Origin of the sequence: Streptomyces sp. YGL11-2, assembly GCF_050054615.1 — a bacterium.
In the GTDB taxonomy this organism is placed as follows: Bacteria; Actinomycetota; Actinomycetes; order Streptomycetales; family Streptomycetaceae; genus Streptomyces.
The window spans coordinates 77722-90365 of the sequence record NZ_JBNHIN010000008.1 but is presented as its reverse complement, the minus strand read 5'-3'; the positions used below and the strand labels follow the sequence as shown (position 1 = coordinate 90365).

At 74.8% G+C, this 12644-nt stretch carries 10 protein-coding genes and 1 pseudogene; 8 read left to right on the top strand and 3 right to left on the bottom strand.

The annotated features are described in order from the left end of the window. Positions 1–95: 95 nt before the first annotated feature. Positions 96–488: a DUF7144 family membrane protein gene (locus tag ACO1BR_RS11810; RefSeq protein WP_426794999.1), complete on the bottom strand. Its 393-nt coding sequence runs from the start codon at positions 486–488 to the stop codon at positions 96–98. A gap of 267 nt (positions 489–755) precedes the next feature. Between ACO1BR_RS11810 and ACO1BR_RS11805 the strand changes: the two genes are divergently transcribed. After that, on the top strand, positions 756–1415 hold the full coding sequence (locus tag ACO1BR_RS11805) for an endonuclease (protein WP_426794998.1): 660 nt from the start codon (positions 756–758) through the stop codon (positions 1413–1415). Positions 1416–1448: 33 nt separating this feature from the next. On the opposite strand, the gene ACO1BR_RS11800 is transcribed toward ACO1BR_RS11805, so the two are convergent. After that, positions 1449–3878, bottom strand: a complete 2430-nt coding sequence (locus ACO1BR_RS11800) for a phosphoketolase family protein (protein WP_426794997.1) — start codon at positions 3876–3878, stop codon at positions 1449–1451. A 117-nt stretch (positions 3879–3995) separates the two neighbouring features. Continuing rightward, positions 3996–4232, bottom strand: coding sequence for a DUF5133 domain-containing protein (locus ACO1BR_RS11795; RefSeq protein WP_426794996.1), 237 nt, complete (start codon positions 4230–4232; stop codon positions 3996–3998). A 480-nt stretch (positions 4233–4712) separates the two neighbouring features. Between ACO1BR_RS11795 and ACO1BR_RS11790 the strand changes: the two are divergent. The 7 genes and pseudogenes from ACO1BR_RS11790 to ACO1BR_RS11760 all read left to right on the top strand — a co-directional run. Beyond that, positions 4713–5027: pseudogene (locus ACO1BR_RS11790) on the top strand (methyltransferase domain-containing protein); the annotation flags it as partial. 566 nt (positions 5028–5593) lie between these two features. Then, the gene (locus ACO1BR_RS11785) at positions 5594–6778 is read left to right on the top strand and encodes an FAD-dependent oxidoreductase (RefSeq protein WP_426794995.1); all 1185 of its coding nucleotides are present in this window, start codon (positions 5594–5596) and stop codon (positions 6776–6778) included. 128 nt (positions 6779–6906) lie between these two features. Continuing rightward, entirely contained in the window at positions 6907–7671 is a 765-nt protein-coding gene (locus tag ACO1BR_RS11780; protein WP_426794994.1) for a VOC family protein, read from the top strand. A 190-nt stretch (positions 7672–7861) separates the two neighbouring features. Beyond that, the gene (locus tag ACO1BR_RS11775; protein WP_159505011.1) at positions 7862–8320 is read left to right on the top strand and encodes an SH3 domain-containing protein; all 459 of its coding nucleotides are present in this window, start codon (positions 7862–7864) and stop codon (positions 8318–8320) included. Between the two features lie 170 nt (positions 8321–8490). Beyond that, entirely contained in the window at positions 8491–9690 is a 1200-nt protein-coding gene (locus tag ACO1BR_RS11770; protein WP_426794993.1) for an acyl-CoA dehydrogenase family protein, read from the top strand. 22 nt (positions 9691–9712) lie between these two features. Further along, positions 9713–10627: an oxygenase MpaB family protein gene (locus ACO1BR_RS11765; RefSeq protein ID WP_426794992.1), complete on the top strand. Its 915-nt coding sequence runs from the start codon at positions 9713–9715 to the stop codon at positions 10625–10627. Positions 10628–10655: 28 nt separating this feature from the next. Beyond that, a complete protein-coding gene (locus ACO1BR_RS11760) occupies positions 10656–12644 on the top strand; it encodes a protein kinase domain-containing protein (RefSeq protein ID WP_426794991.1) in 1989 nt (662 codons plus the stop codon).

The following is a 12644-nucleotide window of genomic DNA, read 5'->3' as shown; positions in this document are numbered from 1 at the left end:
ATACCGGTGCGGTGCGGATCGCTGCCGTTCCATGCTAGGCGGGCCGGCCGGCCACCACCTCCCGGCCCGCGCCCTCGGGCCGGGCCCGGGGGCCCTCAGGCTGGCGCGTGGCGATCGCCCGCGCACAGCGCCCAGATGATGAAGACGTCGATGGCGACCAGCACCATCGCCCAGAACGGGTAGTGCGGAATCCACAGGAAGTTGGCCACCGCTCCGAGGCCGGCCAGCACCACGCCGACCACCCGCGCCCACATCGCGCCCGTCGCGAGCAGCGCACAGCCCGCGAGCAGGATGACGATGCCGAGGACGAGGTGGACCACACCCCAGCCGGTGAGGTCGAAGGAGAAGACGTAGTTCCGGGTGGCGACGAAGACCTTGTCCTTGTGCAGGGCGGCGATGCCCTGAAGGAAGGCCATCGCGCCTCCGAAGATCATCAGGACCGCGGCGAACGCCGTCCAGCCCGTGATCATGGCGTTCCGAGTAGCCATGGGTCGCTCCCTCACGTGCGGAGCCCGGCGACCCCCGAGGAACCAGGCCGTCCCTTCAACGGTTCCACAGCCCCCGGACCCCGCATCTCTGCCCGCGCCCGCCCGCGAGCTCCCCGCGCCCGGCCGCCACCCGGACGCCGGAGCGTACTGCCGCACCGACCGGGTACCCCGCCCGCAGGGACTCCTTCCGGTCCCGGCACGGCCCCCCGCGCGCCGCCCGGACGTCCGCCTACCACCCGCCCGCCCCGTTTCCCCAGGAGTGACGCCATGAGCCGGCGCCCGTCCCAGCAGGACATCGTCCGCGCACTGCTCGACCGCCACGGCCGGACCTACGCCGCCGAGGCCGGCGTCCCGCTGCGCAACACCCCGCAGCCGCTCTACCAGGCGCTCGTCGTCGCCGATCTGCTCAGCGCGCGGATCCGCGCCTCCGTGGCGGTGGCCGCCGCCCGCGCCCTGTTCGCCGCCGGGCTGCGCACCCCGCGCCGGATGGCCGAGGCGCCGTGGCGGCAGCGGGTCGACGCACTCGGCGAGGGCGGCTACCGCCGCTACGACGAGAGCACCGCCACCCGCCTCGGCGAGGGCGCGGTGCTGCTGCTCGGCAGGTACGGCGGCGATCTGCGGCGGATGCGGGACGCGGCCGGCGGCGACACCGCGGCGCTGCGCGGCGCACTCCAGGAGCTGCCCGGCATCGGGCCCGCGGGGTCCGGCATCTTCGTGCGCGAAGTGCAGTGCGTATGGCCCGAGTTCGCCCCGTATCTCGACGCCAAGGCCCTCCAGGGCGCGGCGGAACTGGGACTGCCCGGCGACCCCGGGCGGCTGGCCCGGCTGGTCGGCCCGGACCGGATCGCCGCCTTCGCCTCGGGGCTGGTGCGGGCGGCGCTCGACCCCGCGGTGGCCGACGACGTACGGGCGCACACCGCCGCCTGACGGCCGCGTCGCCGACCTGTCCGCACGAAACTCCTACCCGGGTGCGCTGCCCGCCCAGGTCCACTCCGCGACCTCGGGCAGATCGGTGCCGTGCTCGCGGATCCAGTCGTGGTGGCGGGCCCGGATGTCCGCCATCGCCTGCCGCAGCGCCACCGCGCGGACCCCCAGGCCCGGCACCCGGTCCACCACGTCCATCACCAGCCGGAAGCGGTCGAGGTCGTTGCGGACGACCATGTCGAAGGGCGTGGTCGTGGTGCCCTCCTCCTTGTAGCCGCGGACGTGCAGATTCGGGTGTCCGGCGCGGCGGTAGCCGAGCCGGTGGATCAGCCAGGGGTAGCCGTGGTACGCGAAGATGACCGGCTTGTCGCGGGTGAAGAGCGCGTCGTACTCGGAGTCCGGCATCCCGTGCGGGTGGGCGTCCGCCGGCAGCAGCCGGGCCATGTCGACGACATTGACCACCCGCACGGCCAGGTCGGGCAGATGGCGGCGCAGCAGATCGGCGGCGGCCAGCGTCTCCTGGGTGGGGACGTCGCCGGCGCAGGCCAGCACCACGTCCGGGCCGCGGCTGCCGTCCTCCGTGCCCGCCCAGTGCCAGGCCCCGGCGCCGCGGGCGCAGTGGGCGCGGGCCTCGTCGAGGGTGAGCCAGTCGAAGCTCGGCTGCTTGCCGGCGATGATGACATTGACGTAGTCGCGGCTGCGCAGCACGTGATCGGCCACCGAGAGCAGGGTGTTGGCGTCCGGCGGGAGGTAGACCCGGACGACCTCGGGGCTCTTGTCGAGGACGTGGTCGACGAAACCGGGGTCCTGGTGCGAGAAGCCGTTGTGGTCCTGCCGCCAGACGTGCGAGGTCAGCAGGTAGTTGAGGGAGGCGACGGGGCGCCGCCAGGGCAGCCGGCGCGCGGTCCGCAGCCACTTGATGTGCTGGTTGACCATCGAGTCGACGATATGGGCGAACGCCTCGTAGCTGGAGAAGAGGCCGTGCCGCCCGGTGAGCAGATAGCCCTCCAGCCAGCCCTGGCACAGATGCTCGGACAGCACCTCCATCACCCGGCCGTCGCGCGCCAGATGCTCGTCGGTGTCCCGCGTCGCCGCCTGCCACGCCTTGCCGGTGGCGGCGTATACCGCGTCCAGTCGGTTGGACGCGGTCTCGTCCGGGCCGACGAGCCGGAAGTCGCGGCGCGCGGCGGTCGCCGCCATGACATCGGCGAGCAGCCCGCCGAGCACCCGGGTCGGCTCGTGCAGCGCGGTCCCGGGTTTGGCGACGTCCACCGCGTGCCGCTCCAGCGGCGGCAGCGGCAGCGCGCGCAGCAGCAGCCCGCCGTTGGCGTACGGCGAGGCGCCCAGCCGGTGCCGCCCCTCGGGCACGCATGCCAGCACCACAGGACGCGGCCGGCCCGCCTCGTCGAACAGCTCCTCCGGCCGGTACGAGCGCAGCCACCGCTCCAGTTGGTGCCGGTGGTCCGCGTGGTCCCGTACGCCGGCGAGCGGCACCTGATGGGCGCGCCAAGTGCCCTCCACCGGCTGCCCGTCGACCTCATGCGGCCCGGTCCAGCCCTTGGGCGTCCGCAGCACGATCACGGGCCAGCGGGGACGGTCGGTCGCGCCCTCCTCGCGCGCCCGGCGCTGGATCGCCGCGATCCGGTCCAGCGAGCGGTCCATGGCGGCGGCCATCGCCTGGTGTACCGCGGCCGGGTCGTCGCCCGTGACATGGACCGGATCGTGGCCGTAGCCGCGCAGCAGCGCGTCCAGTTCGGCCTCCGGGATGCGGGCGAGCACCGTGGGATTGGCGATCTTGTAGCCGTTGAGATGCAGGATCGGCAGCACGGCGCCGTCGTGCACCGGGTCGAGGAACTTCGTGGAGTGCCAGGACGCGGCGAGCGGCCCGGTCTCCGCCTCCCCGTCGCCGATCACGCAGGCGACCAGCAACCGCGGGTGGTCGAACGCCGCGCCGTAGGCATGGGTGAGGGAGTAGCCCAGCTCACCGCCCTCATGGATGGAGCCGGGAGTCTCCGGCGCGACGTGGCTGGGCACCCCGCCCGGGAACGAGAACTGCCGGAACAGCAGCTCCATCCCCGCCCGGTCCCGGCTCACGTCGGGATAGGTCTCGGAGTACGTGCCGTCCAGCCAGGAGTTGGCCAGGACGGCCGGACCGCCGTGCCCCGGCCCCCACACGCACAGCGCGTCCAGGCCCCGGGCCGCGATCACCCGGTTGAGATGCGTGTGCACCAGGTTCAGCCCCGGTGAGGTGCCCCAGTGCCCCAGCAGCCGCGGCTTGATGTGCTCGGGGCGCAGCGGCTCCTCCAGCAGCGGGTTGGCCATCAGGTAGATCTGCCCGGCGGAGAGGTAGTTGGCGGCCCGCCAGTGTGCGTCCAGCGCCGCGAGCTCCGCCGCACCGAGAGGGTCCGCGACCGCCGGCGCCACAGCCACCGCGGCGCTCGCCGGTCCCGCATCGTCCCCTGGCATCTCCTCGACCTCCTCGCCCTCTGCGACCTCTTCGGCCTATTCGGCCTCCGCGCCTTCCGCACCTTCCTCGGCGGTCTCGCCCTGTGGCGCCCGCACGAGCCGGTCGCCGGCGATCCGCTACCCCTTCCCCCGCTCCACCGTCCGGGGGACGGTCCGGCCGGCCGCGAGGTAGCGCTCCGCCTCGATGATCGCCTCCTGGACGGTGCGCCGGCCCATCAGCACGCACAGGGTGTAGGCGATGTCCTCCAGCCGCCGCCGAGCCACCGGATCGTGCGGATCCGCAAGCACCATCCGCTCCCACAGGCGATACCGCCGCAGCAGCGAGGTGAGCACGGACTTGTCCGGCAGCAGCATGCCGTCTCTTCTCCCGACATCGGCCCGGCGTGCCCGGGGCGGCTGATGGGCGCGCGGATGCGGCGCCCGAACCGGAGTGGTCCCACCTTGCGTCGGCGCCACGGCACCTGCAACTCGGAGCGGGGGATCGGGGGACGCGGCCCGCGGCCACCGGCCGATCGGTCGGGCGGCTCGGGGGCCGGTTGCTCACCCGGTGCGGCTCCGGGCGGCTCCTCCGGGGCGGCCGCCGGCCCGTCCGGCGCGCTCCCGGGTACGGTTTCCGGCTCCGGCCCGAGGCCGAGCGGCTCCGGATCGTGCGGTACCGGATGCGGCTCCCGGGGCGCCGGCCCCGGCCCGTCTCACCCGTCGTTCCCCTGCTCATGACCGGCCCCCCGCCTGCCCGTCTGCGCTCGCCCTTCCCTGGTGCGCCGCCCGTCCTCCCGCCGCCCCTGCGGGCCGCACACCCCGTACGGCGGCGTCCGGCGCTGCTGGGTCCGCCGCATGGCCGCACGCACCTTCGGCGGCAGCGCCGGAGACGTCGACTACGGCAGTGCCGGGGGCGGTTACGCCGCCTACCGGCAGCCCGACCCGCGGATCGCCGCCCGGATCCGCGCGGCCCTCGGGACCGCCCGCACGGTCGTGAACGTCGGCGCGGGGGCCGGTTCCCACGAGGCGACCCCGCTCGACGTGACGGCCGTCGAACCCTCCGCGTCGATGCGCGCCCAGCGGCCCGCCCACCTCTCCCCGGCAGTTGACGCGGCCGCCGAGCAACTCCCGTTGCCCGGCGACTCCTTCGACGCGGCGATGTCGACGTTCAGCGTCCACCAGTGGAGCGACCCGGCGGCCGGGCGGAGGGAGCTGCGCCGGGTGGCCCGCGGCCCGGTCGTGGTGCTGACCTGCGACCCCGCGCTGGTCCGCGACTTCTGGCGGTACGCGTACGCCCCCGAGGTCCTGGACACCGAGGCCCGCCGCCACCCGGCGATCGCCGACCTGACGGCCGCGGTCGGCGGCCGGGCCACCGTCGAACGGGTCCCGATCCGCTCGACTGCTCCGACGGCTTCAACGAGGCGTACTACGGCCGCCCCGAGCGGCTCCTCGACCCCGGCGCCCGGCAGGCGTGCTCCGCCTGGAGCTTCACCGACGAGGCGATCCGGGCCCGGTTCGCCGCCGAGCCGCGCCGCGACCTGGATGCCGGCAGCTGGGATGCCGCTACGGCGCGCTGCGCCAACAGCCCTTCCTGGAAGGCTCGTTGGTCATCCTGCGTGCCGTCCCGGACTGACCGGACCGACCGTGCGGCGGCCGGCCGGCGGCCGCGATCGCACTTTCCGGGCGGCTGTGCTCCTCTGGTACGGAGGACGATCCGCACCGAGGAGCACCGCGCCATGCCCGCCACCACACTCCGCATCGCGATCATCGGCGCCGGCCCCGGCGGGCTGGTCTGCGCCCGGGTGCTCCAGCGCCACGGCGTACCGGCGGAGGTCTTCGAGCAGGAGGCGCGCGCGGCCGCGCGCCCGTGGCACGGCACCCTGGCGCTGCGGCCGGAGTCCGGGCAGGCGGCCCTGCGCGCGGCCGGGCTGGAGCGGGAGTTCCGGGCGCTCGCCCGGCCCGAAGGGCAGGAGACCCGGCTGCTGGACCGCACCAGCGCGGCGCTCGCCCGGCCCGCCGCGGAGCCCGGCGCGGCCGGGACCGCCGGGGCCCCGGCGCTGCCCGGGATCGGCCGGCCGGAGCTGCGCCGGCTGCTGCTGGACTCCCTCGCTCCGGGAACCGTCCACTGGGGGCGGTACCTCCGTACGCTGCACCCGCGCGGCGCCGGCCGCCACGAGGCCGAGTTCGACGACGGCCGCGGGGAGACCTTCGACCTGGTCGTCGGGGCCGACGGCGCCTGGTCCCGGGTGCGGCCGATGCTCTCCGACGCCACCCCGCACTACTCCGGCGTGACCTTCGTCGAGACCGGCTTCGAGGACGTCGACGCCCGCCATCCGGAGATCGCCCGGCTGGTCGGCCACGGCCGGGTGATGGCGTTCTCCGGGACCGAGGGCCTGATCGCCCGGCGCGACGGCCGCGACCGCATCCGGGTCCAGGCCGCCTTCCGCGGCTCCGAGGACTGGGCGCGCGCGGCCGGGCTGGACCTGGCGGACACCGCCGCCGTCCGCGCCGCGCTGCTCGGCCGGTTCGCCGGATGGGACCCGCGGCTGCTGGCGCTGCTCCGCGACAGCGACAGCGGCTTCACCCACCGGCCCCTGCTCGCGCTGCCGGTGCCGCACACCTGGCCGCACACCCCGGGCCTGACCCTGCTGGGCGACGCCGCGCACCTGATGACGCCGCTCGCCGCGTCGGGCGCCGACCTCGCGCTGCTCGACGGCTGCGAACTGGCCCGGCACCTCGCCGAGGCGCACACCTGGCAGTCCGATCCGGACCAGGGGGTGCGCGCGTACGAGGCGGCCCTGTTCGCCCGCTCGGCCGCGGCTGCCGCGAGCGCCGCCCGCGCCCTGGAGGACGCCCTCGCCCCGGAGCCCGCCCACCGCCCTCCCCGCCACCGCTTCATCCGCCCGCTGCACCGCCGCTGACCGGGCCCGGCACCCGGGTTGCGGCCCCGTGCCGCCCGTCGGACGATCGGCAGCGTACGGAGGCGGCGGGCGGCGTACCCGCAAGGACCGCGGCCCGGCCCGCGGTGCGCGGAGGGACGGAACCGACCGTGAAGATCACTGAGCCCACGCCCGGAGCGCCCTGCTGGGTGGAACTGGGTACCTCGGACGTGGACGCCGCCAAGGTGTACTACCGCCAGGTCTTCGGCTGGCGCGCCGAGACCGATCCGCGCCCCGAGGCCGGCGGCTACACGACCTTCTCGGCGGGCGACGCCCCGGTCGCCGCGGTCACCCCGCTGTACGCGCCGGGGCAGCCGACCGCCTGGACCGTCTCGTTCGCGACCCGGGACGCCGATGCGCTGGCCGCCGCCGTCACCGAGGCCGGCGGCAGGGTGCTGATGGGCCCGATGGACGTCTTCGACCTGGGCCGGTTCGCCGTACTGGCCGATCCGGCGGGGGCGGTCTTCTCGCTCTGGCAGGCCCGGGAGTTCGCCGGCGCCGGGCTGCTCAACGCGCCCGGCTCGCTCGGCTGGGTCGAACTCGCCACCGGCGACGCCGAGGCCGCCAAGTCGTTCTACCCGCGGGTCTTCGGATGGACCGTCAGCGCCCATGGCAGCTATCCGCAGTGGGGCGTCGGCGGTGCCGACTTCGGCGGGATGAGCACCCTTGAGGCGCGCGACCGGGAGGACGTCCGGCCGCACTGGCTCCCGTACTTCGCGGTGGCGAGCGTGGACGCGACCGCGGCGCGCGCCGCCGAGTCCGGGGGCATGCTGCTGCTGGCTCCGTCGGACGTCCCGGACGGGCCCCGGATCGCGATGGTCCGCGATCCGCAGGGCGCCGTCTTCGGCATCCACCAGGTGGGCACGGAGGGCTGACCGCTCCCGGGGCGGCGCGCCGACGGACGGGTGATTTTCCTCGTCCACCGGGCGTCGGCGGCGTCACACGATTGGCTCCCCGGTCGTCGTTTCACCACACTGCACAACTGATTTGCGCGTAATGTCCCCAACGCGCCAATCGGTGGCATTGCGCGTCAAAGGATCGCGCGTCAAGAACAGGAGACCCCCTATGTCCACGACCGACGTCTTTGTGGTCCGAGGCCAGAAGCTCGCAGCCGGTGCGGGCGCACTGACCATGGTTGTCGCCCTGGGGGCGACGCTGCTCGCGGCGGCTCCGGCGCAGGCGACCCCGCAGCCCAAGCCGCAGTCGCAGTCCCAGCCGCAGCCGCAGTCGCCGAGCGATCTCGGTGGGCCGTACGGCACCGTCACCGCCGCGCGTGGCATCTCCGAGCGCATGGCTCCGAGCACCGACGCCCCCACGAAGGGCTTCCTCCGCAATCGTGAGGGGCTCGTCCTGGAGTGCAAGGTCCGCGCGCAGGGCATCCGCGGCAACGATGTCTGGTTCCGGGTTCACGGGCACGGCTGGGTGTCGGGCAAGTACGTGACCAACAACGGCTACGTCCGGTACTGCAAGGACGTCCAGCGCACCACGGGCCGGGACAGCGACGGGGCGCGCCGCGCCGGCTGAGCAGCGACACCGAGGAGGCCCGGCGCGGTACCGCGGAGGTGTCGCGCCGGGCCGTTGTGTGCCCCGGCCGTCCGGACACCCGGCCGCCGCCCTTCCGTATCACTGGAACAAGTTCTACTGTGCCCCTCGACCTGGAATCCGACGGACCGTCAGGACGAACGGGAGGGGCCGTGCACCTCGAATACACCCCGGAGCAGCAGCAGTTGCGCGCCGAGCTGCGGACCTACTTCGGCGAGCTGGTGCCGGACAACGCCTACGCCCGGTACGCCGAGCCGGCCGCCCGGAAGCGCTTCTACCGCGAGACGGTGCGCCGGCTGGGCGCGGACGGCTGGCTCGGGGTCGGCTGGCCCAAGGAGTTCGGCGGGCGCGGGATGACGCCCATGGAGCAGTTCGTCTTCTTCGACGAGGCGGCGCAGGCGGGGGTGCCGCTGCCCCTGATGGCGCTGAACACCGTCGGCCCGACGATCATGCAGTTCGGCACCGACGAGCAGAAGGCGTACTTCCTGCCCAGGATCCTCTCCGGCGAGATCGACTTCGCGATCGGCTACAGCGAACCGGACGCCGGCACCGACCTGGCCTCCCTCAAGACCCGCGCGGTGCGCGAAGGCGACGAGGAGACCGGCCGCTACGTCGTCAACGGCCAGAAGATCTGGACGACCAACGGCGACACCGCGGACTGGGTCTGGCTGGCCGTCCGCACCGCGCCCGTGACGGACGGCGTCCCGCCGCACAAGGGCATCACCATGCTCCTGGTCCCCACCGGCGATCCCGGCTACTCCTGCACCGTGATCAACACCCTCGCCTCGCACGACACCACCGCCAGCTACTACGAGAACATCACCGTCCCCGCCGCCCGCCGGGTCGGCCGGGAGAACCAGGGCTGGCGGATCATCACCAACCAGCTCAACCACGAGCGGGTCACCCTCGCCGCCCACGGCACCATGGCCATCCGCGCGCTGCACGACGTCCAGCGCTGGGCGGCCGGGACCAAGCTCGCCGACGGCCGCCGGGTCATCGACCTGGCCTGGGTCCGCGGCCGGCTGGCCCGTACGCACACCCGGCTGGACGCCATGAAGCTGCTGAACTGGCGGATGGTCGACGCGCTCCAGCAGGGCACGCTGACCCCGCAGGACGCCTCGGCGGTCAAGGTCTACGGCTCCGAGGCCCGGCGGGACGCGTACGCCTGGCTGATGGAGGTGGTGGGTGCGGCCGGTCCGCTCCGGGAGGGCTCGGCCGGCGCGGTGCTGCACGGCGAACTGGAGCGTGGCTACCGCTCCGCCGTCATCTTCACCTTCGGTGGCGGAAACAACGAGATCCAGCGCGAGATCATCTCGTGGATCGGCCTCGGTATGCCTCGCGTACGGCGCTGAGACGGCAACGGGAGGTGCGGTGATGGCGGCTGACGAAGGGCTCTTCGGTCCGCGTTCGGTGACCTGGCAGTTGCACGGCGACCCGATGATGTGGATCGCGGGCGTCCGCGCGCTGTACCTCCAGGCGCTCCACCCGCGCGCGGTGCGCGGCGTCACCCAGAACTCGGCCGCCTTCCGCATGACCGGGCGGGGCCGGCGCGACGCCTGGGGCCGGCTGATGCGGACCGCGAACTTCGTCGGGACGGTCACCTACGGGACGACCGGCGACGCCGAGCGGGCCGGCGCCGCGGTCCGCGGGATCCACCGCCGGCTGACCGCCACCGACCCGGCCACCGGCGAGCGCTACCGCGTCGACGACCCCGCGCTGCTGCTCTGGGTGCACTGCGCGGAGGTGGACTCCTACCTCCAGGTGCTCCGCCGCTCCGGCTACCCGGTCGGCGACGCCCAGGCCGACCGCTATCTGCGCGAACAGCGCGCCGGCGCCCGGCTCGTCGGCCTCGACCCGGCACAGGTCCCCGCCGACCGGGCCGCGCTGGCCGCCTACTTCGCACGCGTACGGCCCGAGCTCGCGCTCACCCCGGAAGCCCGACTGATCGACGGATTCCTGCGCCGCCCACCGACCCCGGCCCCGCTCGTCCCCCTCCGCGCGCTGCTCTGGCGCCCGGTGGCGGACCTGGCGTACGGGGCGTTGCCCGCTTACGCCCACCGGCTGTACGGCCGGCCGGCACCGCCGCCCGCCGCGGTCACCCGCAGGCTGCGCGCCACCGGCCGGCTGCTGCGCACCGTTCCGCCCACCCTCCGCTGGCAGCTGCCGCCGAAGCACATTCTGCGCGCGGTGGCGCGGCTTGGCCCCGGTACCCGGCCAGGGCCCTACAAGCTCCGCGATTTCGCCGCCATACTGGACGGGCAGGGCACGCAGGGGGATCCACGCGGCTGAACGCGGGGGGCGGGGGCGGCGATTCAGGATGGCGGAGAACAGACTGATCCAGGGGCGTTACCGGTTGCTCGACATCATCGGGCGCGGAGGCATGGGGGAGGTGTGGCGGGCTCGTGACGAGTCGCTGGGCCGCCAGGTCGCGGTCAAGTGCCTCAAGCCCATGGGCCAGCGGCAGGAGCCGGGGTTCCTGCGGGTGCTGCGCGAGCGCTTCCGCCGGGAGGCCCGGGTCGCCGCCGCGCTCCAGCACCGCGGCATCACCGTCGTCCACGACTTCGGCGAGGACGGCGGCATCCTCTTCATCGTCATGGAGCTGCTGAACGGCCGCAATCTCAGCCAGCTGCTCGACGACAACCGGCGCCAGCCGCTGCCCGTCGCGGACGTCATCGAGATCGCCGAACAGGTCACCTCGGCGCTCGCGTACACCCACGAACAAGCCATTGTCCACCGCGATCTGAAACCGGCGAACATCGTCCGCACCACCGACGGCACGGTCAAGATCTGCGACTTCGGCATCGCCCGCCTCGGCCACGACATCGGCTTCACCGCCCGGCTCACCGGCACCGGCGTCGCCATGGGCAGCCCGCACTACATGTCGCCCGAGCAGATCGGCGCCGGCACCGTCGACCACCGCAGCGACCTGTACTCCCTCGGCTGCGTGCTCTACGAGATCGCCACCGGCGCCCCGCCGTTCGCCCAGGGCGACGCCTGGGCGGTGCTCGTCGGACACCGCGACACGGCCCCCGAACCGCCGCGCGCGGTACGCCCCGACCTGCCCGAGGCGTATGAGCGGATCGTGCTGGACCTGCTCGCCAAGGCGCCGGACGACCGCCCCGCGGACGCCGACGAGCTGGGCAAGCGGCTCGCCGACGCCCGCCATCCGCGCACCGTCCGGGGCCCGGGCAGCGTGCCCGGGGACGTCACGGTGCCCACCCCGCGGCTGCCCTCCTGGACGCAGGGGATCACCGTCGGCTCCCCGGCCGCCGGCGCCCGGGGACGCCGCCGCCCGGCACCCGACCGGGCCGCCGCGGTCCTCACCGACGCCTGGACCGTCGGCGGCGACCCGCAGCGCGGCGAGTCGTCCCCGGCCGTCGGGCTCTTCCAGCCGGTACCGGTCGAAGGCCACCACGCCACCCTCGCGGCGCTCGCCGACCGTCTGGAGAGCGCCCGGCAACTGGCCGAAATCGGACGGCACTTCGAGGCGCACCGGCTCTTCACCGAGGTGCTGGCCGGCCGGGAGCGCACCCTGGGCCCCGACCACCCCGACACGCTCGACTGCCGGCACCACCTCGCGGTCGGCCTGGGCCGGCTGGGCCGGCTGGAGGACAGCCGGAGCACCGCCCACGAGGTGGCCGCAGCCCGTGCCCGGGTGCTCGGCGCCCACCACCCGGACACCCTGGCGAGCCGTTTCCACCTCGCCAGCGTCACAGGGCAGTTGGGTGCCTGGCCGGAGGCGTTGCGGACGTACCGGGAGGTGGCCGCGGCGCGCGCCGAGTCGCTGGGCCCGGACCACCCGGACACCCTCGCCGCCCGCTACGAGGTCGGCATCTGCCTGGGCCGGCTGGGCCGCAGCGCGGAGGCCCTGACGCACTACCGCGAGCTGGTCGCGGCCCGCACCCGCGCCCAGGGCGCCGACGACCCGGAGACGCTGCGCGCCCGGCACGGACTCGGCGTCAACTACGGCCGCCAGAACCGCTGGGAGGAGGCGCTGGCCGAGGCCCGCCAGGTGACCGCGGCGCGCGCCCGGGTGCTCGGCGCCGACCACCCCGACACCCTCACCAGCCGCCGGGAGACCGCCGTGGCGCTCGGCCGGCTCGGGCGCTGGGGCGATGCGCTGGAGGTGTACCGCCAGGTCGCCGACGACCGCGAACGGGTCCTCGGCCCGGCTCACCTCGACGCGCTCGCCAGCCGCGGCGACCAGGCCCAGTGCCTGGAGCAACTGGGGCGCACGGACGAGGCCGGGGCCCTCTACCGCCGGGTCGCGGCGCTGCGCCAGGAGCGCGCGCGACGCCGGCAGTAG

What these genes read in the sequence shown, in the direction of transcription:
- ACO1BR_RS11810 (WP_426794999.1), bottom strand. Translation starts at nt 488, where the DNA reads ATGGCTACTCGGAACGCCATGATCACGGGCTGGACGGCGTTCGCCGCG.
- ACO1BR_RS11805 (WP_426794998.1), top strand. Translation starts at nt 756, where the DNA reads ATGAGCCGGCGCCCGTCCCAGCAGGACATCGTCCGCGCACTGCTCGAC.
- ACO1BR_RS11800 (WP_426794997.1), bottom strand. Translation starts at nt 3,878, where the DNA reads ATGCCAGGGGACGATGCGGGACCGGCGAGCGCCGCGGTGGCTGTGGCG.
- ACO1BR_RS11795 (WP_426794996.1), bottom strand. Translation starts at nt 4,232, where the DNA reads ATGCTGCTGCCGGACAAGTCCGTGCTCACCTCGCTGCTGCGGCGGTAT.
- ACO1BR_RS11785 (WP_426794995.1), top strand. Translation starts at nt 5,594, where the DNA reads ATGCCCGCCACCACACTCCGCATCGCGATCATCGGCGCCGGCCCCGGC.
- ACO1BR_RS11775 (WP_159505011.1), top strand. Translation starts at nt 7,862, where the DNA reads ATGTCCACGACCGACGTCTTTGTGGTCCGAGGCCAGAAGCTCGCAGCC.
- ACO1BR_RS11765 (WP_426794992.1), top strand. Translation starts at nt 9,713, where the DNA reads ATGGCGGCTGACGAAGGGCTCTTCGGTCCGCGTTCGGTGACCTGGCAG.
- ACO1BR_RS11760 (WP_426794991.1), top strand. Translation starts at nt 10,656, where the DNA reads ATGGCGGAGAACAGACTGATCCAGGGGCGTTACCGGTTGCTCGACATC.